Below are 22,770 nucleotides of genomic sequence, written 5' to 3'. Positions count from 1 at the left end.
TATAATAAAAAAGTCCTTTTTTTCAAGCATTTTCAAATTTTTATAAGACATCATTTTGTGGTAATTACGACCCTTTCTTTGTCTTCCAATGCTTTTTTGTCATTCCAAACGGAGCTTCTTTTTTTCATTCCGATGAGCGCTCTTATTCTGTCATCCCGAGCCGAAGGCGAGGAATCTCTTCCGATTAAAAGGAGGAGACCCTTCGCTTAAGCTCAGGGTGACAGTATGGGCATTCAGGGTGACAGAGAGTTGTCATTCTGAACGGAGCGAAGCGGAGTGAGGAATCTCATCTTTTTTCTCCAAAGGAATAGAGAAATTCCTCCCACCAATTGAGGGTGTTCGGAATGAAAGAGAGAGGAGGAGACCTTTCAGTTCAGATTCTTCCAGGCATCAGTCTAATCAGAATGAGAGTTATTAAGTGAACAACCTCATAAAGATTTAGCATGTAAAAAATTGTTATAATATGCCTATGCTTCAATCTATAAAGTGGGAAAATAATACTGTTTATATACTTGACCAGAGATTGCTGCCAGATAAAGTTGAATATTTGAAATGTACTCACTATGAACAGATAGCAGGAGCAATTGAAAATCTATCAATAAGAGGCGCACCTGCAATAGGAATTGCGACAGCATGGGCAGTGGCAGTTGCTTCAATGAGTTTAAATGCATCATCTTCTGAGGAGCTTTTTTCAGATTTAAATCCTGTTTTCCAGAGACTTATCAATACAAGACCTACGGCTATAAATATAAAATGGGCTATTGATAGAATGCAAAATTTAATTAAAAATAATCTTTCTCTCCCTGTTTCAGAACTTAAAGATATGATACTGAATGAAGCAATAAGAATCCACAATGAAGATATACAGGTAAATAAACGAATAGGTGAATATGCTTTAGCATTTTTTAAAGAAGGATGCACTGTTATAACTTATTGTAATGCTGGAGCATTAGCAACAGGAGGTTATGGAACAGCCACTGCACCAATGTATCTTGCAAAAGAAAAAGGAATAAAGTTCAAAGTCATTGCCTGCGAAACAAGACCTGTTTTACAGGGTGCTCGTATTACAGCTTTTGAACTTATGAAAGCAGGTATAGATGTTACACTTATATGTGACAATACTGCTGGAGCACTGCTTAGAAAGGGAATGATTGATTTTGCAATTGTTGGGACAGACAGAACTGTAAGAAATGGAGATGTAGCAAATAAGATTGGAACATATTCTCTTTCTGTTCTTTGCAAAGAAAACAATGTTCCTTTTTATGTTGCAGCACCTACTTCAAGCATTGATTTAAGCATTCCTTCAGGAGATATGATTCCTATTGAAGAAAGAAGCTTTGAAGAAGTTACCACAATCAAAGGCGTTAAAATTGCTCCTGAAGGAATTAAAGTGATAAACTTTGCCTTTGATGTAACACCCGCAAAGTATGTAACAGCAATAATTACAGAAAAAGGTATTTTTAAACCTTCAGAGATAAAGCACTTGAGGCTCAGACAGTGAATTTTCAGGATATATTCAAAACATATGAAGCTGAATTAAGAGAGGTAGAAAAAGAACTTATAAATATATTTAAATCAGACGCAACACTTATACCAACAATCGGAGCATATATTATAAATTCAGGTGGGAAAAGGCTTCGCCCCTTATTTTTACTCATCAGTGCAGACCTTGCTGGTTACAGGGAATATAAAAGAGTTATTATGGCTGCGGTAATTGAGGCACTTCATACAGCAAGTCTTTTACATGATGATGTTGTTGATGAAGCAGAACTAAGAAGAGGTCAGGTTTCTGCAAACAGAATATGGGGGAATCAGGTTACAGTTTTGCTTGGTGATTATCTATATGCAAAGGCGCTGCATGTTTCTGTTGCACAGGAAAGTCTTCAGATAATGGAGGCTCTTTCTTGGGCAACATCTCAGATGGCTGAAGGAGAGATTCTTCAATTGATGAAAGCAGGAGATCCGACAATAACTTTTAATGAATACATAAAAATTATAACAGGGAAAACAGCAGGTTTAATTAGAGCTGCTTGCAGAATAGCAGGAATTCTGGCAAAGCTATCAGAAGAAAAAATACAGGCTTTAACAGATTTTGGACATAATATTGGAGTTGCCTTCCAGATGATAGATGATATTCTTGACTATGTTGCAGATGAATCCGAGCTTGGTAAAAAACTCGGCAAAGATTTAATGGAAGGGAAAATCACTCTTCCACTAATTGAACTGATTAAAAAAACTCAGGGAAAAGAAGAAATCATTAATACAATAAAATCTGATGGCTTTTCAGAAGAAAATCTTTTGAAAATTTTAAACTATCTAAGACAATACAATTGTATTGAATCATCCATGGAAATAGTGAAAAACTATGTAGATAAAGCAAAAAAAGCACTTGAAATATTTCCAGACTCAGATGCCAGACAAAGACTTTTTAGAATCGCAGATTATATTCTTCTAAGGAGTAAATAGTGGCACTTGTTTTGGTGACAAATGATGATGGTTTTTTCTCAAAAGGAATTCAATATCTGGCAGAAGCTTTAAAAGAACTCGGTGAAGTTTATATTGTTGCACCAGACAGAGACCGCTCTGCAGTAAGTCATGCTTTAACTATGCATAGACCTTTGCGTGTAGATTTGATAAGAGAAAATTGTTACAGTGTTAATGGCACTCCAACAGATTGCGTTGTTGTAGGAGTTAAAAAGCTTTTACCCCGTGAGCCTGATTTGATTGTATCTGGCATAAATAAGGGTGCAAATCTTGGCGAAGACATTACATATTCTGGAACTGTTTCAGCAGCAATTGAAGGAACAATTCTTGGTGTACCATCTTTTGCAATTTCCCTTGTTGGAGAAAGACCTTTCAGATATGAAACAGCAAGTTATTATGCAATTAAAATTGCTAAATTTATTCTTGAAAAAGGACTCCCCCCAGATACACTTTTAAATGTTAATCTGCCCAATAAACCTTTACAGGAGATCAAAGGAATAAAAATAACAAAACAGGGAAAGAGGTCCTACGAAAACTCAATCCATGAAATTTTCTCCCCTTGGGGAGAGAAACAATACTGGATTGGAGGAGGAGTTGTATCATGGCAAAAAATGGAGGGAACAGATATTCAGGCAATAATGGAAAACTGCGCATCAGTAACTCCCCTTCATATTGATTTGACAAACTATCAGGCATTAGACTATCTAAGAAAACATGGTATTGAAGAATAAATATGATATTGTTATTGTTGGTGCAGGACCCGCAGGTATATTTACAGCCTTAGAGATAGTTCAGAGTTCATCCCTAACAGTTTTAATTATTGAAAAAGGCAAAGACATTGAAAAAAGAGTCTGCCCAATGGAACACCATAAAAGATGTCTCAACTGCTCTGTGTGTGATATTCTAAGTGGCTGGGGAGGAGCGGGTGCTTTCAGCGATGGAAAACTAAATTTATCTCCTCAAATAGGCGGTTTTTTAGATAAATATGTAAATAGAGACAAACTTATTGAGCTTATTGATTATGTTGATAAAATTTATCTTAGATATGGTGCTCCAGATAAAGTTTACGAACCTGACTATAAAATGGTTGAAAAAATAAAAGCTCAGGCTGCAAAAAATGGACTTTTATTTATTCCGTCAAAGATAAGACATATTGGCACAGAAAGATGTGCACAGGTGCTTAAAACATTAAAAGATGACTTGTCAAAAAAAATTGATATACTTTTTGATGTTTCAGTAGAAAAAATTATTGTAAACAGAGGCAAAGTTTCAGGAGTTGAACTAAATGATAGAAGAAAAATTTATGGAAAATATATTGTTATTGCACCTGGAAGAGCTGGAAGTAGCTGGCTAAGTAAAGAAGCGAAAAGACTTAAATTAACTACAGAACTCAATCCTGTTGATATAGGTGTCAGAGTTGAAGTTCCTGCAATAGTTTGTGAGGAGCTTACCAGAGTTTGCTATGAACCAAAGTTTATTTATTATTCAAAAACCTTTGATGATACAGTAAGGACTTTCTGCGTAAATCCTTATGGAGAAGTGGTAAGAGAAAATATAAATGGGATATGGACTGTAAATGGGCACAGTTATTACGATCACAAAACAAATAACACAAATTTTGCGATTCTTTCAAGTACATACTTTACAGAACCATTCCGTGAACCAATTCTTTATGGACAGAGCATTGCAAAACTTGCGAATTATCTCGGTCAGGGAGTTTTAATACAGAGACTCGGAGACCTTAAAAAAGGCAGAAGGTCAACTGAAGAAAGAATTATAAGAAATCCTATTCAGCCAACCCTTAAGGATGCAACTCCAGGAGATTTAAGCTTTGTTTTACCTTATCGTTATCTTGTTAACATTGTTGAAATGCTTGAAACTCTTGACAGTGTAATGCCTGGGATTAATTCTAATCATACCCTTTTGTATGGAGTTGAGGTTAAGCTTTACAGTATGAGACTTAAGCTTACCAAAAATCTGGAGACAGAAATAGAAAACCTTTTTGCAGCAGGAGATGGAGCAGGAGTAAGTAGGGGCTTGATTCAAGCTTCTGTATCTGGTATTCTTGTAGCAAGAGAGATATTAAAACGGGAGTTAAGATGATAGATAAATATAAAAAACTAAGAGAATGGATGGTTGATACTCAGATTGTTGAAAGAGGTATAAGGGATGAAAGAGTGATTAAAGTGATGAAGAAAATCCCGAGACATCTTTTTGTCCCTGAAAACATTATGGATGATGCTTATGATGATAGAGCTCTTCCAATTGGCTATGGACAGACAATTTCTCAACCCTATATTGTTGCTCTGATGACAGAACTTCTTGAACTTAAAGGCGATGAAAAGGTTCTTGAAATAGGGACAGGCTCAGGATATCAGGCTGCAATTCTTGCCGAACTTGCAAAAGAAGTTCACACAATAGAGAGGGTAGAGCCTCTTGCAAAGGAAGCAGAGAAAAAATTTGAAAAACTTAGTATTAAAAACATAAAAGTTTATGTCAGAGATGGTACAGAAGGGATACCAGAGGAAGCTCCCTTTGATAGAATAATAATAACAGCAGCAACTCCTGATATACCCGAACCATTGATTGAGCAGCTTAAAGAAGGTGGGATTATTGTTGCTCCTGTTGGAGAAAGATACTCTCAGTATATGCTCAAAGCAATTAAGAAAGGTAAAGAACTTGAAAGACATTACCTTATTCCTGTAGCCTTTGTTCCATTAATTGGTAAATATGGATGGAAAGAGGAGTGACTACTCAATACCGAATTCTTTAATTTTATAGTAAAGAGTTCTCAGAGAAATTCCCAGAAGTTGAGAAGCCTGTTTCTTGTTTCCTCCTGTTTTTTTCAATGCCTCTATTATTGCCTTTTTTTCTATGCTTTTTAAATCTTCATTTTCAGTAAAATTTTCTTCAATTTTTACTTCTATCTCCTCTGAGTTAGACATAATGATGCTTCTTTCTAAGATATTTTCAAGCTCTCTAATATTCCCTGGAAATTGATAATTTATTATTGTTTCTATGGAGTCTTTGCTAAGTTTTTTAACTGGCTTTCCAAGTTTAGCAGAAATTCTCTCTATCAAGTATTCTGCAATTCTAACTATATGATGCCTTCTTTCACGTAATGGAGGAATAGTGATTGGGAAAACATTGAGTCTGAAGTATAAATCCTCTCTGAATTTACCCTCTCTGACCATCTGTTTTAAATCTTTATTGGTAGCAGTTATAAATCTTGCATTTGTTTTAATAACTTCAAGTCCGCCAAGACGCTCAAAGCTTTTGTCCTGTAAAACTTTTAAAAATTTTGTCTGAACATTGGCAGTAAGCTCTCCAATTTCATCAAGAAAAAGGGTTCCATTATGAGCAAGCTCTATTTTACCTGGTTTCTGTTTTATCGCTCCTGAAAAGGCACCTTTTTCATATCCAAAAAGTTCGCTTTCTATTAAGCTTTCTGGAATTGAAGCACAGTTTATCTCAACAAAAGCACCTTTTTTAGCACTCATAATATGAATTGCCTTAGCAATTGCTGATTTTCCTGTGCCTGTTTCTCCATAAAGTATTAAGGTTGTATCAGTTTTTGCGACTTCCTTGATTGCTTTGTAAACATCTTCAATCCCTGCAAATAGGATTTCATATGGAGGTAGGTCAGGATGTTCAGTATAGTATGGCGTAGCTTTTTTAGTTAAAAATTTTTTCACACGTTCTAACAAATCTTCTGGTGAAGGAAGAGGTTTTGTAATGTAATCTATAGCCCCTTTCTTAATTGCTTCAACTGCGGATGGAATACTTCCAAAAGCTGTAATTACTATAAACTCAGTGTGAGGAAGAATTTCCTTTGCTTTTTCAATAAACTTTATCCCATCCATTTTAGGCATTTTCAAATCTGTGATTATAAGAATGGGGGAAAAATTTAGTATGTTTTTTAAAGCAGTTTCAGGGTCATGAAATACTGCTACATCGTAACCTTCTTCTTCAAGAATAGTCCTTAAGAAAGAAGCAAAAGAAGTATCATCTTCAACTATGGCTACTCGGAGATGATTAAGCATGTTTTTGTTCCCTGCCCCTTTTTGCTTTTTATCTGTAAATCAATCTTTAAAACTTCGCAAAGTCTCTCTACTATTGCAAGACCAAGCCCTGTTCCTTTTGGTTTTGTTGTAAAGAATGGCTCTAATGCCCTCTTCAATGTTTGTTCATCCATCCCGATTCCGCTGTCTTCAATCTCAATTTTTATTTTACCATTGGTTTTATATGCCCTGATAGTAATTATTTTGTCCTTTGTATCTGTCAATGCATCAACGGAATTTTGAATAATATTGCTAAGAATCTGTTTCATTTTATCAATGTCTGTTTTAAAATAAATGTTGTCTGTCTGCTGTATAAATTTTATTTCTTCATGCTGATTTATAAAGGGCAAGATAACTTCATGAATAATCTCCTTGAGATTAACTTCTTTTAGATTGACATTTTCTGGGTTAGCATATATTGAAAGTTCATTTGTCAACCTCTCAAGTCGCATACTTTCTTTAATGATGATATCTAAGTATTCCTTTAAGGAAATATCTGGAATTTTTTTAAAAAGATACTGAGCAAAACCTTTTATGCTTCCAAGAGGATTTCTTATCTCATGAGCTAAAACTTTTGAAAGAAGTGAAAGATTTTCAAGTTCTCTCATTTTAATTTGCATTTTTTCAATCTTCTTAAATATGAATATTGTGGTTATGCCTGCAAAAATTACAATAAATGCGGACAAGAATATAAAAATAAGATGTATTTTTGAGGCTCTCAAAAGGGTTTCTGCTGGATAAAGATGAAGGGCAACTCTTAATATGTATTGATTCTTATTTATATTGATTTTTGTATCAGATAAAAAAACTTCTTCTCCTGTCCCAAGTATAACTTTGTGATAGTATGGACTTTCTTTATTGAATAAATCCTCTATTCCATTAATCTTGCTTCCAATAAGATTGGGATTTGAATGAAGAACAATTTTCCCTTTTTTATCATAAAGGGAAAGAAAAGCTACACCCTGCCATCTTTCGTCAAGAAGTATTTGAGACATTATTAGGCTTCCTTCAATCTGTAATTTTTCCATACTTAAATTCTGTATTAAGCTATTTAGAGTTATAGTTATCCCCAATGCCTGCATCTTAAGTGCTTCTTCTGTGGCTTTATGTGCATTTTTATATAGAAGATATCCGCTTATAATAAGGCTTGCGGAGGAAAGCAGAACAATAATTAAAATCAATGCTTTTACAGTAAAACGCCTGATCTTGATAGTTCCACCTCTTTATAAATCTCTTGAGGATTTTCAATATATTTGGGAGAAATATGAAGTATTACAAGCTCTTCAACCTTTGCTTCTCTGGCAATTGTTCCTGCAACTGCTGCTGTTAGATGATTTCTTTCAAGTGCTCTGTCTTTGTCTTTATTAAGGAAATATGCTTCACAGAAAAGGATATCAGAGCCTTTTACAAATTCAACTATTTTTTCAATATTTTCTTCTGTGGGAGAGACATCCATGACATAGGAAATTTTCTCACCCTTTGTAATTTTTAAAAGAGAAAAAAGTTCTTCAATTTTAAACTTTCCCTTTGGAGTTTCTACTATGATATTTGAAGATTTATTTTTGGGTTCAAGCATTTTTATTGGTTCATATTCATAATTCTGTTTTATTAATTTTTTTAACTCTCCAAGCCATGGTCCTATCTGAAATCCTGAATTTTGAAGTTCTACTTTGTTGATATTTATATGAAAATCTTCTTCTATGGAATAGGCAATAACAGGTATGCCATGAGAAAGCTCAATTGCTTTAACTTTAAACAAAGGCTCTTGAACTATTATATTATCTTTTATTGACAAATCTTTTAGTTTTTCAATTTTAAAACTATTTGAAGCTACAAATTTTGCTCTTTTAAGCCTATTTTCTGTAATAGCATAGGCTTCAATCTGAAGGGGATAATCAGCAACAAGATTCCATGTATATCCTTTAAGCTTTCCATGAACGCATTCAATGAGGTTTTTAGGTCCAAAAACTCTAAGAGGTTCCTGTCTTCTTAAAACAGCTCGTATAACTTGGTCAAATCCTATGAAGTGGTCAATATGAGTATGGGTAACGAAGATATCACTTACTTTAAGAATTTCATTAAATGGAATTTTTCTTATATCTCCTACATCAAACAGGAAGGCTCTTCTTTCTCTAAGAAGTCGCAAAAAAACACAAGGGTCTCCAAAGGCATTGTTTATAACTCTATAATGAAAAAGTCTTGCCACAATGGTATAATTATACAAAATTAACTATAGATTTTATTAATTTGGAGGACAACATGTCAGAACTGAGAAGAGATCCTATATCTGGAAGATGGGTTATTATTGCAGTTGAAAGAGGTAAAAGACCTTCTGATTTTGCATCCGTAAGTCAAAAAAGAAAAATTAAAGGATTCTGTCCTTTTTGTCCAGGTAATGAATATACAGCACCACAGGAAATAATTGCTTTCAGACCACCAAATACAGCTCCAAATACACCTGGCTGGACATTAAGGGTGGTTCCGAATAAATTTCCTGCATTGCAGATTCATGGAGAACTTAACAAAAGAGGTGAAGGGATTTATGATAAGATGAACGGTATCGGTGCTCATGAGGTAATTATAGAAACACCTGACCATCTTTTGTCTCTTTCTACAATGTCACTTAAAGCAGTTGAAGATGTTTTATGGGCTTACTATTTTAGAATTACAGACCTTAAAAAAGATGTTCGTTTTAAATATGTTCTTGTTTTTAAAAATGAAGGTGAAGCAGCAGGTGCATCAATTGAACATACTCATAGCCAGTTAATTGCTTTACCAATTATTCCTCATATTGTAAAAGATGAAATGAATTCAGCTAAAAGATATTTTGAATTAAGAGACAGATGTATATTCTGTGACATAATAGCGCAGGAACTTGAGTTTGAAAAAAGAATAATTTATCAAAATGATGCTTATATTGTTTTAGCACCATTTGCACCAAGAGAACCATTTGAAACATGGATATTACCCAAAAGACACGAATCCCGTTTTGAACCAAGAGAAAAAAGCTTTAGCCTTCTTGCAGAAACCCTTCAGACAACTCTTAAAAAGCTGGATGCAGTTCTTGAAACTCCTCCATATAACTATGTAATTCACACTTCTCCCTTTCAGGATGAGATAAATGAATACTATCACTGGCATATTGAGATAATTCCAAAGCTTACAAAGACAGCAGGATTTGAATGGGGTTCAGGATTTTTTATAAATCCAACTCCGCCCGAAGAAGCTGCTAAGTTTATGCGGGAGGCTAAAATATGAAATTAGCTCTTGTTTCTGCAGAAGCCTATCCTTTTTCAAAAACAGGAGGACTTGGTGATGTAGTGGGTTCACTCTTTAAAGAGTTTATTAAAGCAGGTATTGATGTTACCCTTTTTCTTCCATTTTATAAAATAACAAGAGATAATTTTTCCAATTCCGTAGTAAATGCTGAAATAGTTTATGGCGCTCCTATCGGTTTGAACACTCTTTTTGGTGCTGTAAGAGTTGCAAAGGTTTCTGTTGACTCTGATGATAATTTAATTATTGAGCCTTCCAAAAAAGGAAACTTATTTTTTATTGAACATAATAATTTTTTTGATAGAAACGAACTTTATGGAACAAACCATGGTGAGTATCTTGATAATGCTGAAAGATTTGTATTTTTTTCAAGAGCAGTTCTTGAAATATGCAAAATTATGAATTTAAATTTTGATGTTATTCATTGCCATGACTGGCATACAGCTTTAATTCCTCTTTATTTAAAAACGCTTTACAGAGAATGTTCATGCTTTGAAAAAACAAAAACCGTCCTTACAGTTCATAATCTTGGATATCAGGGGATATTCCCTCGCGAGAAACTTGAACTGACAGGTTTTGGACAGGAGATGTTTCATATAGACGGACTTGAATTTTATGGGATGGTAAATTTTCTTAAAGGGGGTCTTTTCAATGCAGACATTATTACTACTGTAAGTCCTACCTATGCAAAGGAAATATTAACTCCAGATTATGGAGCAGGACTTGATGGAGTCTTGCGGAAAAGAAAAGAAAATCTTGTAGGTATAATAAATGGCATTGATTATAAAATATGGAATCCTGAAGAAGATCCGTTTATTGCTAAAAAGTATGGTTTACAAAACATCAATGATAAACAGAAAAATAAAGAAGATTTGATAGCCCTTGCAGGGATAAACTCTTCTTTACAAGATCCCATCATTGCATTTATAGGGCGAATGGTTTATCAAAAGGGCATAGATATAGTTGTTGATGCAATGCCGAATTTAATTAAAAATGGAATAAGTTTTATATTTGAAGGAACTGGAGAGAGTTATTATGAGCACAAAATTAGAGAACTTCAAAACAGTTATCCTTCAAAGGTATTTGCATTTATTGGATTTGATGAAGCTTTAGCTCATAAAATATATGCAGGTGCAGATAGCTTACTTGTTCCATCAAGATATGAGCCATGTGGTTTGAGCCAACTTATTGCCATGCGATATGGAACTATTCCTATATGCAGAAAAACAGGTGGTCTTTCAGACACAGTTGAAGACAAGGTAACAGGTTTTCTTTTTAGTGAATACAGTAGTAGTGCTTTAACTCATGCAATTTCTCGTTTTATTGAAATATATAACAATAAACAGAAATTTTTGGAGATGATTCGTGAAGCTATGAAAAGAGATTTTTCCTGGAGTAATTCCAGCAAAAAATATATTGAACTATACAGAGGACTGATAGGTGAAAGAGAAAGAAAGACAGGCACTATTTGAATTATTAAAACTCCTTGAGATATATGAAGATATTGATATTCTGCTTGAAAGACTTATCTATTATGTTTGTGAATTAATGAATGCTCAGGGAGGGATTATAAGACTTATCAAAAACGGATATTTACATATTACTGCCACCTATAACATTAGCTCAGACAAAACTATCCTGAAATCTGATGAAGGAATATGTGGCGAAGTTTTAAAAGAAGGTAAAGTAAAAACATTTAATAAAGCTCAACTTGAAGGAAAACAACTTGACATTCCTGCTTATTCAGCAATATGTATTCCATTAAAGATAAAAGAAGAAAATATTGGAACAATTGCTGTTTACAATAAAATGCAAAAATATTTTTCTGATGACACAGTTACAAAGAATTTAACTGTTTCTGAAAAAAATTTTGGTGAATTTGATGAAGAAGACGTAGCAATTGGAGAACTTTTTTCAGCAATTGCCTCTCTAATCATTCTTAAATCTTTAAAATTTAATGAGTTAAGAGAAAGAGAAATTCACACTATGAAAGTAATGGCTCAAATTGAGGAACTCAAAAGTTATCTTGAGAGCCTTATTCAGAGTTCTGCTGATGCTATTATAGCTACTGATATGGATAATATTGTAACAGCGTGGAATAAAGGTGCAGAGAATATTTTTGGTTATACAAATGAAGAAGTTATTGAAAAACCTCTGCCTATTATCCCTGATTTTTTACGAGAAATGGAAAAAATATATTTTGAAAGGATTAAGAATGATGAAATCTTAAAAGACATAGAAACAATAATGGTAACCAAAGAGGGCAAACTCGTAGAGGTAAGCCTTACTATGTCGCCTATAAAAAGCTCAAATGGAGAAATAATAGGTGTCAGCCGAATAATAAGAGATATTACAGAAAAGAAAAGACTTGAAAGAGACTTAATAAGAAGAAATGAAGAACTTACAAAAATTCTTTTTATAAGCTCTGCTGTAAGAAGCACCTTAGACCTCAATAAACTTTTAAGAATGATACTTACAGTAATTACAATGGGTGAAGGACTCGGCTTTAACAGGGCAGTTCTTTTTCTTGTAGATGAGGAAAATAATGTTTTAAAAGGAATTATGGCTGTAGGTCCTTCAAGTTACGAAGAAGCATGGCAGATATGGTCAAGTATGGCAAGGGAAAAGAAAACTCTCTTTGAAGTTCTTGATGAATTGAATAAAAGAGAGTTTGAACAAGATAGTTTCCTTGAAAGACTTTGCAGGAATATTTCAATTCCTTTGAGTGACAACACGCCAATTGTGAGAGCTGTAAAAGAAGGGAAAATTTTTAATATCAAAGATGTTCACAAAGAAGAAGCAGACCCAGTGATAATTCAGCAACTTGGAAGTTTTGCTTATGCTGTAATCCCGCTTTTTTCAAAGGACAAAGCAATAGGAGCGGTCTGGGTTGACAATTTGTATACAAGAAAACCGATTACTGAACAGGATATTCATTTTTTAAAGGGATTTGCTGACCAAGTAGCAGGTGCAATAGAGAATGCTTGGATATTTGACAAAATAGAAAAGGCAGAAAAAGAGCTTGAAATGCTTTTCAATTCAATAACAGACCTAATTTATTACACTGACGAAAATTATACAATCAAAAAAGTAAATCACTCATTTCTAAATGCAATTGGACTAAAGGAAAATGAAGTAGTTGGCAAGAAATGTTTTAAACTCATTCACAGAACTAATTCCCCATTACAGGAGTGTCCACATAGAAAAGCCATTGAAACAGGCAGACCTCAGGTTGGAGAACTTGAAGAAAATTATCTTGAAGGGGTTTATCTCATATCAAGCTCTCCAATATTTGATAAAAACAATAATGTTATAGGAACCATCAATGTAGCAAAAAATATAACAGAACTCAGAAACTTAAAAGAAAAAATCATATCAATGGAGAAAATGGCAGCTCTTGGAGAAATGGCAGCAAAGGTTGCTCATGAGATAAGAAATCCTTTGCTTGCAATTGGTGGTTTTGCAAAAAGACTTGATAAAGACTTGAAAGAGGAAAAGTCTAAGGAGTATATAAAAGTCATAATTGAGGAGGTAAAAAGACTTGAAAGAATTTTAAATGAAATTTTAAGCTTTGTAAAACCTTATCCAATCGGCAAGGAATCATTTAAGATTAAGGGACTTGTGGATAATGTAATTAATTTTGTTGAGTCCACCTTAAAAGAGAATAATAACGAATTTAAAGTCATAGTTAAAGAAGATTTTTCAGTGCCTGGTAATTATGATAAATTGAAAGAAGTGCTTTTGAACTTGATTTCTAATGCAAATGAAGCAACAAAAGATGGATTAATAACACTAAAAATAGAAAAAGCAGATAAACTACCAGTAGAAATACCCGATATCCAAAAAGAGTATCTTTTAATTGAAGTTGAAGATACAGGATGCGGAATACAGAAAGAAAATCTGAAAAGAATTTTTGACCCATTTTTTACAACAAAAATTAGTGGAACAGGATTAGGGCTTGCTATCTCAAAAAGAATTGTTGAGGAGCATGGTGGTATAATCAAAGTAGAAAGCGAAATTAATAAAGGAACAATATTCAGAGTTTATTTGCCATTACATAAAGAAGGAGGAGAGAATGAAGATTTTGGTGGTTGATGATGAAAAAAACATATTGATGCTTTATAAAGCTGAGCTTGAAGATGAAGGATATGAAGTTATTACAGCAAACTCAGGCAAAGAAGCTATTGAACTTTTTGAAACTCAGAATCCAGATATAGTAACACTTGATATAATGATGCCAGACATTGATGGAATTCAAGTTCTAAGACAGTTAAAGCAGAAAAATCCTAATATTCCTGTAATAATGCTTACTGCTTATGATTACAGAGATGATTTTTCCATATGGGCATCAGATGCCTATGTTGTTAAATCATCTGATTTGACTCCTTTGAAGGAGACGATTAAAGAAATTGCAGAAAAATTTGGAATAAAATGAAACATCTTGTATTATCTTTGATTTTTATTTTAATATTTCCATTTATGGGATTCTCTGAGATTAAGGAAGAAGTCTTAAACAATGGTCTGAAGGTGATATATATTGAAGACCATTCATCGCCTGTTGCAACTTTTCAGGTATGGTATAAAGTTGGAGCTATAGATGAGCCAGAAGGCAAATCAGGGATAAGTCATCTTCTTGAACATTTAATGTTCAGGGGAAGTAAAAATTACCCAGGCAATGTTTTCTCAAAAATAGTTCAATCACAGGGTGGAATTGATAATGCCTTTACAACAAAGGATTATACTGTTTATTTTCAAAAACTTTCTCCTTCAAAGCTTCAAACATCAATTGACCTTGAATCTGACAGAATGGCAAATTTGCTATTTAATCTTGAAGATTTTGAACTTGAAAAAAAGATTGTTCTTGAAGAACGCAGACAGCGATATGAAGATGATCCTGAAAGCCTTATAATTGAAGAAGTTCTTGGAATAGCCTTCAAACAACATCCATATCGCAAGCCTGTGATTGGCTGGAGCGAGGACATTCAAACTATTACTCTTAATGACATAAAAAATTATTATCATAAATATTACTGCCCTCATAATGCATTTATTATTGTTGCAGGAGATATAAAAGTAACCGAAGTCAGAGAAAAAATAAAAGAAAAATTTGAAAATATTTCTTCTTGTGATGTTCCTTCCAGAAAGATTCTTTATGAACCAAAGCAATACGGAGAAAAGAGAGTTATCCTGAAAAGACAAACTCATCTGCCAATGCTTGTAATGGCTTATAAGGTTCCTGCTTATCCTAATAGAGATAGTCTTTATCTTGAGGTTTTGAGCACAATACTTGGAGAAGGTAAAAGCTCAAGACTTTACAGAAAGCTTGTAAATGAAACTGCTTTAGCAGTTGATGTCTCAACAGGTAATTCAGCATTAAGCAGGGATGGATTTTTATTTTTTATTGTTGTATCAGTAAAAGACGTGGGTAAAATTAATGAAGTGGAAAAAATTGTAAAAGAAGAGATTGAAAAAATAAAAAACGAAGCTCCTTCTGACATAGAAATTGAAAAAGCAAGAAATCAGGTAGAGGCTTCTTTCCTTTTTAGTCAGGATTCTGTTTTTGGACATGCTCTTTATATAGGCAAATTTGAGATTCTTGGAAGTTGGAAAATGATTGACAGATACAGAGAAGATATAATGAAAGTGACAGCAGATGATGTTCAGAAAGTAGCTAAAAAATACTTTAATTTTGATAATTTAACAGTAGGAGAACTTCTACCAAAATGAACAGAGTGAATATTTTCTTTGCAGTTTTTTGTTTCATTGTTTTATTTTTTAATTCTATTGCAGGAGCTGAGAGGATGGATTTTAAAACATTTAAATTACAAAACGGAGCAAAAATTAAATATCTTTATCGTGATAATATTCCCATTGTCTATGTGTCTGTTTTAATTCCTGCTTCTCCTCTTGATGAAGCAAAACCTTCAATTGCTTATCTTACAGCTCATTTGCTTACTCATGGAACAAAAACACGCACTGCAACGCAGATTGAAGATGAGATTGATTTTTTAGCAATATCAATTGATAAAAAAGTTACTCATGACTATACAATACTAACTCTGAGCACTACCAAGAGGCACTTAAAAGAAGCGTTAAATCTATTTTTTGATATTCTTATAAATCCTGTGTTCCCTGAGGAAGAAATAAAAAAAGAGGTTTCCAGAGTTGAAAAATCATTAAAACAGATGGAACAAGACCCTTCGTTCATAGCTCATAAAACTTTTCTTAAGGAACTTTTTGGGCAGCATCCTTATGGAAGAGCAGTTGAAGGCGAACCTGAGGGACTCAAAAATATAACAAGGCAGGATATATTGAATTTCTATAACAAATACTACAGTCCTAACAATATGATTTTTTCAGTTGTTGGATATATAGATGAAAATGAATTGAAAAATTTAATTGAAAATCCTATTACAATGTGGCATGGTAATACGATAACACGAAATATAAATCCTCCTTTATTTGTTAAAAGGAATGAGCCTTTAAAAATTTTTATAAAAAGAGATGATTTAACTCAATCAACCATAGTTCTTGGATTTGAAGGAATTTCAAGAAAGGATACTGATTTTTATGCCTTAAGTATAATGAACTACATTCTTGGCGGAGGAGGGCTTACATCAAGACTTGCAAAACAGGTTAGAGAGGAACGAGGGCTTGCTTATTCAATTTACAGTACATTTTATCCATATCTTTTCCCTGGAGCTTTTTATATAGAAGTAAAAACAAAAAATGAGAATACTCAGAATGTCATAAAATTGATTATGGAAGAACTAAAAAAAATGAAAGAAAAGGCAGTAACTTCTGAGGAAATGAAAGAGGCAAAAGCATTTCTTTCAGGAAGTTTTCCATTGAGAATTGATACGATGAAAAAAATAAGTGAATTTCTACCAGTTATAGATTTTTACGGACTTGGAGATGACTATATAAATAAATATTCGGAATATATTGAAAAAGTAACAATGGAAGATATTAAAAAGGTTGCCCGAAGAATTCTCAATACTGACTCATATATTGTTGTAGTTGTAGGAAAAGATTGAAATTTTACATTTTTATAAATTCAAACTATTGCCTGAGAATACATTAACTTCAAGAGGAACTGAAAGGGAAAAATCTTTCATTTCATTTTGAACAATTTCACTTACTTTTTCAATAACTTTTTGTTCAACTTCAAGCACAATTTCATCATGAATCTGAAGTATGATTTTTGCATTTAGTTTTTCTTTTTTTAAGCGATTATATATTCTTATCATTGCAATTTTTATAATATCTGCTGCTGTTCCTTGAACTCTTGCATTTACTGCCATTCTTTCTGACTGCATTCTCAGGAATTGATTTGGACTGTTAATTTCTGGAAGGGGACGAATTCTTCCAAAAAGTGTTCTTACATAACCATTTTTTTGGGCAAAACTGATTGTTTCCTCAATGAATTTCCTAACCATTGGATATCTTAAAAAATAAAGTTCAATTAGTTCTTCGGCTTTCTCATATGGAATTTTAATTGACTCAGAAAGTCCGAATGGACTTATTCCATAAGAGATACCAAAGTTTACAGTTTTTGCAATTCTTCTATGTTCATCTGTAACAGCGTTCTCAGGTATTGAAAAAATTTCAGATGCTGTAGCAGTATGAATATCTTTCCCATCCAAAAATGCTTTGATTAAAGCAGGGTCTTCACTCATGTGTGCTAAAAGTCTTAACTCTATTTGAGAATAATCAGCGCTGAGAAACATATATCCATTTTCAGGAATAAAAACTTCTCTTAAAAACTCTGCCCATTCACCTTTTACAGGGATATTCTGTAAGTTTGGCTCACTGCTTACTATTCTTCCTGTTCCTGCTACAGTTTGAGACCATTTTGTATGAATTCTTTTGGTTTCAGGATTTATATAGTCTCTTAGTGGAATCAAATAACCTGTTAAAAGTTTATTAAGAGTCCGATAATTAATTACTTCATGAGGCAGTTCATGTTGAATAGCAAGTTCTTCAAGTACTTCCATTTCTGTTGAACGGGCTTTTTTACCTCTTTTTCTGGTTTTAAGTCCCAGTCTGTCATATAAAACTTCTGCAAGCTGTTTTGGTGAGTTAATGTTGAATTCTGTGCCTGCAATTGTGTAAATTTTTTCTTTAATTTTATCAAGTTCCATAGATATATGTTTGGTAAGAGTTTCAAGTTTTTCAATATTAACCTTTATACCTGTTTCCTCCATATCAAAAAGGACTTCTATGAGAGGCATTTCAATATCAAAATAAAGATTTTCAAGCTCTTTTTCTTTTAGTTCTTTATTTAATTTCTCATAAAGTTCAAACATGTAAAAATTTATATTTTCAGCGTTTTCGTAAAACTTTCCAGTGTATTCAAGGATAAGTTCATCAATATTATATTTGCCTCTATTTGGATTTATAAGATATGCAACTATCATAAGATCAAAGTAAGGAGGTGAAAGTTTAAGTCCCGAATTCTTAAGCTTTTTTAATGCCTCCTTTGCATTATATATAATTTTTAATATTTCAGAGGATAAAATCTCATTAACTCTTGTATCATTAAAAGCTATCTCGTAAAGAGTTCCATTAACGCCTGCAATTATGCTGTCTTTATTAAATGTTACTGAAAATTTTCCATATTCCTTTATTTTTTCAATTAGTTCAATAGTATTTCTTCTATTTTCTGACGCCAAGTTGAGTTGAAGGACTGAACAAGACGAATGGTTTGGAAAATCTTTTATTATCTGCTTTAGAAGCGTGTTAAATTCAAGCTCTCTGAAAATCTGAACAAGTTTTTCTCTATCCTGTTGTTTTATTTTCAAATCATCAAGTTTAATCTCAATCGGCGTATCCTTTCTCAATATTACAAGTTCCTTACTAAGCTGAAGAGATTTAATATTTTTCTTTATAATGTCCGATACTTTTAAAGGTTTTATAATATCAAGATTTTTTAATATATTTTCAATAGAGCCGTATCTTTTTATAAGATTTGCAGCTGTTTTCTCTCCGATTCCTTTGACTCCTGGTATGTTATCAATTGCGTCACCAACCAGAGCCATAAAATCATTAAGTTTTTCAGGTGGAACTCCATATTTTTTTATCACATATTCTCTATCAATAATAAGTTCATTAATAGGGTCATAAATCTTTACATTATCAGAAACAAGCTGAAGCATATCCTTGTCAATGCTAATTATTATAAAGTTCAAAGGTGCAAACTGATTAATAACCCCAACTGCGGTAGCTATTATATCATCTGCTTCATATCCTGGAACCTCTATTCTTGTAATACCAAGAGCATCAATAATCTGTTTTATATAATCAATCTGAACTGGCAAGTCCTTGGGTGTCTCGGGTCTTGTTATTTTGTATTCTTCATAGATTTTGTGTCTTTTTGTTGGATGAGGGCTGTCAAAGGCGCATAGTATATATTTGACATTTTTTTCCCTGAGAAGTTTAAGAAGCATCCTTGTAAATCCATAAATAGCATTCGTTGGAATACCCCGAGATGTGCTTAATCCTTTTATGGCATGATAGGCTCTGTAAATAAAACAGCTTCCATCAACTAAATAAATTTCATGCATATTTTTAGAATACCATACGAGATGTCTTTTTTTATGATTTTGATTTATAATTAAAAAATTAATTAAAAATTTGAGGTGGAATGGTGGTAGATATAGAATTTTTAGAAGAGAAAGCAAGACAAATAAGAATTGAAATTGTTAAAATGTTGACGAATGCAGGTTCTGGACATACAGGAGGAAGTCTCTCAGCTACGGATATTGTAACTGCTCTATATTTTTACAAGATGAAGCACAATCCAAAAAATCCTCAATGGAAAGAACGCGATAGATTTGTTCTTTCAAAAGGACATGCTGCACCTGTTCTTTATGCAGCATTGGCTCTTTCTGGTTATTTTGATAAATCCTTGCTTAATAGCTTAAGAAAACTTGGCTCACCTTTACAGGGACATCCCTGTTGTAAGAATTTACCAGGTGTTGAGGTTTCTACAGGTTCACTTGGACAGGGACTATCTGTTGCATGTGGAATGGCTTTAGGGCTAAGACTTAGCGGGATAAACTCAAGAGTTTACTGCCTTTTAGGAGATGGAGAACTTCAAGAAGGACAAGTTTGGGAAGCTGCGATGACAGCTTCTCACTATAAAATAGATAATCTATGTGCAGTAGTAGACCATAATAATCTGCAGATTGATGGACATTGCTCTGATGTAATGAATATTAAGCCAATAGAAGATAAATTTATTGCTTTTGGTTGGAATGTGTTTACAATTGATGGTCACAATATGCAGGAAATTGTTGATGCTCTTGAGGCAGCTGAAAAAACAAAAGGAAAACCAACAATGATTATAGCAAACACTGTTAAAGGTAAAGGGGTTTCAATATTTGAAGGAAAAGTTCAATATCATGGAGTTGCTCCAACACAGGAGGAGCTTGAAATCGCTCTTAAGGAGTTAAAAAATGGGAAAAATTGAATGCACATGCGCATTAAATGAACTGTCTGAATTCTATTCAAAAGAAATGGCAACAAGAGATGTTTATGGTATCACACTTGTTGAAATGGGAAAGAAAAATCCTGATATTGTTGTTCTTGATGCGGACTTAAGCTGTTCCACAAAAACCGCAAAGTTTGCAAAAACTTTTCCAGATAGGTTTTTCAATATGGGAATTTCTGAGCAGGATATGATTGGTGTAGCTGCAGGATTGGCTCTTACAGGTAAAATTCCGTTTGCATCAACATTTGCAATATTTGCTACAGGAAGAGCATGGGAACAGATTAGACAGACTGTTTGCTATTCAAATGCTAATGTAAAAATTGTTGCTACACATGGAGGGATTACAGTAGGAGAGGATGGAGCAACACATCAGGCACTTGAGGATGTTGCACTTATGAGAGTTATACCTGGCATGACTGTTATTGTTCCGGCAGACGCATATGAGACTGCACAGGTCATAGTTTCGGCTACAGAATATTATGGACCTGTTTATATCAGGCTCGGAAGAGCAAAAGTTTCACCAGTAATGCCTGAAGACTATAGGTTTGAGATTGGTAAGGCTCATATTTTCAAACTTGGCAAAGATGTCAATATAATAGCCAATGGATTAATGGTTGCAGAAGCATTAAAAGCTTCAGAGATTTTAAATAAAGAAGGAATTGATGCTGGGGTTGCAAATTTTTCTTCAGTGAAGCCTATTGATGTAGAAGCATTATTGAAAATTGCTAAATCTTCAAAATTGATTGTGACAGCAGAAGAACATTCTATAATTGGCGGACTTGGTTCTGCTGTGGCTGAATTTGTCTGTGAAAATCATCCTGTTCCTATAAAAAGAATCGGGATAAAAGATACATTTGGTTGTTCAGGTTCTTGGAAAGAATTGCTTAAATTTTATGGACTTACATCTGAAAATATCATTCATACAGTCAGAGAATTTTTTAAAAAATGATAACATTTCAGGGAGTTTATAAATATTACAGTGGCATAGCAGTCCTACAAAATGTTTCGTTTAATATAGAAAAAGGGCAACTGGTATTCATAACAGGCCCTTCTGGAGCTGGAAAAACCACACTTCTTAAATTAATTTTTGGAAGTGAATTTCCAGATGAAGGTGAAATAAAAGTTGCAAATTTTGAACTCTCTAACATAAAGCAAAGAGAAATACCACAGTTAAGAAGAGCTGTTACCTTTGTTTTTCAGGATTTTAGATTAAGACAGGATTTAACAGTATTTGATAATGTAGCTCTTCCTTTGAGAGTTATTGGAGAGAAGGAAAAAGATATAAAACAAAAAGTTATGGATGCACTCAAAGATGTTGCTCTCAGGCACAAAGCAGACAGCATTGTTAAAACCCTTTCAGGTGGAGAACAGCAAAAAATTGCGATAGCAAGAGCGATTATAACAAATCCTCAGATTGTCCTTGCGGATGAACCCACTGGAAATCTGGACCCCGAAGCATCACAGGATGTTATTGCTCTTTTTAAAAGAATAAATACCAAAGGATGCACTGTTGTAATTGCAACCCATAATTCAGATTTTTTTAGAAATAAACAATATAGAGTTTTAACTTTGAAAGAGGGAAAAATCCATGAAGATGCATCTTCATTCAGCAATTAAAGGACTATGGTTTAATAGATGGTCAACTCTTTTATCCATAATCAGTATAGGCATATGTTTTTTTATTTTTACAGGATTTTTTTTGCTCCTGTATAATGTTGAAATTTTTACAAAAAAGCTCTCAACAAAAGCTGCTATAGTTATTTATTTAAAAGATGACACGGGCAGAACTGAAATTTCTTCAATGATTGAACAACTTAAAAAAATGGGAGTTTTTTCTCGTATTCAATATATTTCAAAGGATGAAGCTATAAAAGAAATGAAAAATCTTATTGATCCTGCACTTATAGAGCTTATCGGATATAATCCTCTATCTGATACAATAGAAGCTTTTATAAAAGAGGAAAGTCTTCAAAATATTGAACAGATTACGAAAAATATAAAAAAAATGCAAATTGTTGATGATGTTTATTATCCTGCTAAAATTATAGTGGGTTTAAAAACAATAAGAGTAACTTTATGGAATCTTGCTATTGCAGGATTCTGTCTTATTTCAATTGCAATTTTGTTTATAATCTATGCCACTGTAAAAAGTTTTTACTGGAAAAAAACTGAGGAAATTGAGATTTTAAAACTTCTTGGTGCAACTCCTTCCTATATAAGATTTCCATTTTTAGTTGAAGGTGGAATTATAGGACTCGGAGGAACTATTTTCGCAGGTATTTTAATCTGTTTGGTATACTTTGTTTTACATTCAAAAAGTTTTTCAGAATTTTTACCTGCAGTTACTCAGATAGAGTTTCCTGTTGAGATTTTTGGGCTATTACCTGTTTTGGGTATGTTTCTTGGTATAATTTCTTCATTTTTTGCACTTGGTAAGATAAAGTATCAATAAAA

19 protein-coding genes are annotated in these 22,770 nt (G+C 33.3%); 15 read left to right on the top strand and 4 right to left on the bottom strand.

The window, feature by feature from the left end:
• The first annotated feature begins 463 nt into the window (after positions 1 to 463).
• From mtnA to THEYE_RS07395, 5 genes are read left to right on the top strand one after another with little or no spacing between them, the layout of a single operon-like run.
• Complete coding sequence (mtnA, locus tag THEYE_RS07415; protein ID WP_012546184.1) at positions 464 to 1,501, top strand: S-methyl-5-thioribose-1-phosphate isomerase; 1,038 nt, start codon at positions 464 to 466, stop codon at positions 1,499 to 1,501.
• The gene (locus THEYE_RS07410) at positions 1,498 to 2,466 is read left to right on the top strand and encodes a polyprenyl synthetase family protein (RefSeq protein WP_012546623.1); all 969 of its coding nucleotides are present in this window, start codon (positions 1,498 to 1,500) and stop codon (positions 2,464 to 2,466) included. Before mtnA ends, THEYE_RS07410 begins: the two co-directional genes overlap by 4 nt.
• On the top strand, positions 2,466 to 3,215 hold the full coding sequence (surE, locus tag THEYE_RS07405; protein WP_012545452.1) for a 5'/3'-nucleotidase SurE: 750 nt from the start codon (positions 2,466 to 2,468) through the stop codon (positions 3,213 to 3,215). Before THEYE_RS07410 ends, surE begins: the two co-directional genes overlap by 1 nt.
• Complete coding sequence (locus THEYE_RS07400; RefSeq protein WP_164924859.1) at positions 3,199 to 4,587, top strand: NAD(P)/FAD-dependent oxidoreductase; 1,389 nt, start codon at positions 3,199 to 3,201, stop codon at positions 4,585 to 4,587. The genes surE and THEYE_RS07400 overlap by 17 nt, the downstream gene beginning before the upstream one ends.
• Positions 4,584 to 5,234, top strand: a complete 651-nt coding sequence (locus THEYE_RS07395) for a protein-L-isoaspartate(D-aspartate) O-methyltransferase (protein ID WP_012545748.1) — start codon at positions 4,584 to 4,586, stop codon at positions 5,232 to 5,234. Before THEYE_RS07400 ends, THEYE_RS07395 begins: the two co-directional genes overlap by 4 nt.
• On the opposite strand, the gene THEYE_RS07390 is transcribed toward THEYE_RS07395, so the two are convergent.
• The 3 genes from THEYE_RS07390 to THEYE_RS07380 are packed head-to-tail and all read right to left on the bottom strand — an operon-like array spanning position 5,235 to position 8,751.
• Positions 5,235 to 6,527 (bottom strand): sigma-54-dependent transcriptional regulator, encoded by a 1,293-nt coding sequence (locus THEYE_RS07390; protein WP_012545133.1) that lies wholly within the window; start codon positions 6,525 to 6,527, stop codon positions 5,235 to 5,237.
• Complete coding sequence (locus THEYE_RS07385) at positions 6,506 to 7,726, bottom strand: sensor histidine kinase (RefSeq protein WP_012546003.1); 1,221 nt, start codon at positions 7,724 to 7,726, stop codon at positions 6,506 to 6,508. Before THEYE_RS07385 ends, THEYE_RS07390 begins: the two co-directional genes overlap by 22 nt.
• A gap of 5 nt (positions 7,727 to 7,731) precedes the next feature.
• The gene (locus THEYE_RS07380; RefSeq protein ID WP_012546428.1) at positions 7,732 to 8,751 is read right to left on the bottom strand and encodes a ribonuclease Z; all 1,020 of its coding nucleotides are present in this window, start codon (positions 8,749 to 8,751) and stop codon (positions 7,732 to 7,734) included.
• A 53-nt stretch (positions 8,752 to 8,804) separates the two neighbouring features.
• Here THEYE_RS07380 and galT point away from each other — a divergent pair, with 53 nt between their 5' ends.
• From galT to THEYE_RS07350, 6 genes are read left to right on the top strand one after another with little or no spacing between them, the layout of a single operon-like run.
• Complete coding sequence (gene galT, locus THEYE_RS07375; protein WP_012546259.1) at positions 8,805 to 9,803, top strand: galactose-1-phosphate uridylyltransferase; 999 nt, start codon at positions 8,805 to 8,807, stop codon at positions 9,801 to 9,803.
• The gene (gene glgA / locus THEYE_RS07370) at positions 9,800 to 11,293 is read left to right on the top strand and encodes a glycogen synthase GlgA (protein ID WP_012546609.1); all 1,494 of its coding nucleotides are present in this window, start codon (positions 9,800 to 9,802) and stop codon (positions 11,291 to 11,293) included. The genes galT and glgA overlap by 4 nt, the downstream gene beginning before the upstream one ends.
• Positions 11,262 to 13,916: a PAS domain S-box protein gene (locus THEYE_RS07365; protein WP_012544939.1), complete on the top strand. Its 2,655-nt coding sequence runs from the start codon at positions 11,262 to 11,264 to the stop codon at positions 13,914 to 13,916. Before glgA ends, THEYE_RS07365 begins: the two co-directional genes overlap by 32 nt.
• Positions 13,897 to 14,256: a response regulator gene (locus tag THEYE_RS07360; RefSeq protein WP_012546385.1), complete on the top strand. Its 360-nt coding sequence runs from the start codon at positions 13,897 to 13,899 to the stop codon at positions 14,254 to 14,256. Before THEYE_RS07365 ends, THEYE_RS07360 begins: the two co-directional genes overlap by 20 nt.
• The gene (locus THEYE_RS07355) at positions 14,253 to 15,548 is read left to right on the top strand and encodes a M16 family metallopeptidase (RefSeq protein WP_012545053.1); all 1,296 of its coding nucleotides are present in this window, start codon (positions 14,253 to 14,255) and stop codon (positions 15,546 to 15,548) included. Before THEYE_RS07360 ends, THEYE_RS07355 begins: the two co-directional genes overlap by 4 nt.
• Positions 15,545 to 16,858 (top strand): M16 family metallopeptidase, encoded by a 1,314-nt coding sequence (locus THEYE_RS07350; protein WP_012546417.1) that lies wholly within the window; start codon positions 15,545 to 15,547, stop codon positions 16,856 to 16,858. The genes THEYE_RS07355 and THEYE_RS07350 overlap by 4 nt, the downstream gene beginning before the upstream one ends.
• Before the next feature lie 12 nt (positions 16,859 to 16,870).
• On the opposite strand, the gene polA is transcribed toward THEYE_RS07350, so the two are convergent.
• Complete coding sequence (gene polA / locus THEYE_RS07345) at positions 16,871 to 19,387, bottom strand: DNA polymerase I (RefSeq protein ID WP_012545544.1); 2,517 nt, start codon at positions 19,385 to 19,387, stop codon at positions 16,871 to 16,873.
• A gap of 80 nt (positions 19,388 to 19,467) precedes the next feature.
• Between polA and THEYE_RS07340 the strand changes: the two genes are divergently transcribed.
• Genes THEYE_RS07340 through THEYE_RS07325 form a run of 4 tightly spaced genes read left to right on the top strand, consistent with a single transcriptional unit; the run spans position 19,468 to position 22,768 of the window.
• Positions 19,468 to 20,295, top strand: coding sequence for a transketolase (locus THEYE_RS07340; protein WP_164924858.1), 828 nt, complete (start codon positions 19,468 to 19,470; stop codon positions 20,293 to 20,295).
• A complete protein-coding gene (locus THEYE_RS07335) occupies positions 20,282 to 21,265 on the top strand; it encodes a transketolase family protein (RefSeq protein ID WP_012545386.1) in 984 nt (327 codons plus the stop codon). The genes THEYE_RS07340 and THEYE_RS07335 overlap by 14 nt, the downstream gene beginning before the upstream one ends.
• Complete coding sequence (gene ftsE / locus THEYE_RS07330) at positions 21,262 to 21,933, top strand: cell division ATP-binding protein FtsE (RefSeq protein ID WP_012544942.1); 672 nt, start codon at positions 21,262 to 21,264, stop codon at positions 21,931 to 21,933. The genes THEYE_RS07335 and ftsE overlap by 4 nt, the downstream gene beginning before the upstream one ends.
• Entirely contained in the window at positions 21,905 to 22,768 is an 864-nt protein-coding gene (locus tag THEYE_RS07325) for a cell division protein FtsX (RefSeq protein ID WP_012546092.1), read from the top strand. Before ftsE ends, THEYE_RS07325 begins: the two co-directional genes overlap by 29 nt.
• Positions 22,769 to 22,770: the final 2 nt, after the last annotated feature.

The sequence above is a fragment of the Thermodesulfovibrio yellowstonii DSM 11347 genome (assembly GCF_000020985.1).
GTDB lineage: Bacteria > Nitrospirota > Thermodesulfovibrionia > Thermodesulfovibrionales > Thermodesulfovibrionaceae > Thermodesulfovibrio > Thermodesulfovibrio yellowstonii.
This window is presented reverse-complemented; position numbering and strand designations above follow the sequence as displayed.

What these genes read in the sequence shown, in the direction of transcription:
- polA (WP_012545544.1), bottom strand. Translation starts at nt 19,387, where the DNA reads ATGCATGAAATTTATTTAGTTGATGGAAGCTGTTTTATTTACAGAGCC.
- THEYE_RS07355 (WP_012545053.1), top strand. Translation starts at nt 14,253, where the DNA reads ATGAAACATCTTGTATTATCTTTGATTTTTATTTTAATATTTCCATTT.
- THEYE_RS07350 (WP_012546417.1), top strand. Translation starts at nt 15,545, where the DNA reads ATGAACAGAGTGAATATTTTCTTTGCAGTTTTTTGTTTCATTGTTTTA.
- galT (WP_012546259.1), top strand. Translation starts at nt 8,805, where the DNA reads ATGTCAGAACTGAGAAGAGATCCTATATCTGGAAGATGGGTTATTATT.
- glgA (WP_012546609.1), top strand. Translation starts at nt 9,800, where the DNA reads ATGAAATTAGCTCTTGTTTCTGCAGAAGCCTATCCTTTTTCAAAAACA.
- THEYE_RS07325 (WP_012546092.1), top strand. Translation starts at nt 21,905, where the DNA reads ATGAAGATGCATCTTCATTCAGCAATTAAAGGACTATGGTTTAATAGA.
- THEYE_RS07335 (WP_012545386.1), top strand. Translation starts at nt 20,282, where the DNA reads ATGGGAAAAATTGAATGCACATGCGCATTAAATGAACTGTCTGAATTC.
- THEYE_RS07400 (WP_164924859.1), top strand. Translation starts at nt 3,199, where the DNA reads ATGGTATTGAAGAATAAATATGATATTGTTATTGTTGGTGCAGGACCC.
- mtnA (WP_012546184.1), top strand. Translation starts at nt 464, where the DNA reads ATGCCTATGCTTCAATCTATAAAGTGGGAAAATAATACTGTTTATATA.
- THEYE_RS07340 (WP_164924858.1), top strand. Translation starts at nt 19,468, where the DNA reads ATGGTGGTAGATATAGAATTTTTAGAAGAGAAAGCAAGACAAATAAGA.
- THEYE_RS07360 (WP_012546385.1), top strand. Translation starts at nt 13,897, where the DNA reads ATGAAGATTTTGGTGGTTGATGATGAAAAAAACATATTGATGCTTTAT.
- THEYE_RS07390 (WP_012545133.1), bottom strand. Translation starts at nt 6,527, where the DNA reads ATGCTTAATCATCTCCGAGTAGCCATAGTTGAAGATGATACTTCTTTT.
- ftsE (WP_012544942.1), top strand. Translation starts at nt 21,262, where the DNA reads ATGATAACATTTCAGGGAGTTTATAAATATTACAGTGGCATAGCAGTC.
- THEYE_RS07395 (WP_012545748.1), top strand. Translation starts at nt 4,584, where the DNA reads ATGATAGATAAATATAAAAAACTAAGAGAATGGATGGTTGATACTCAG.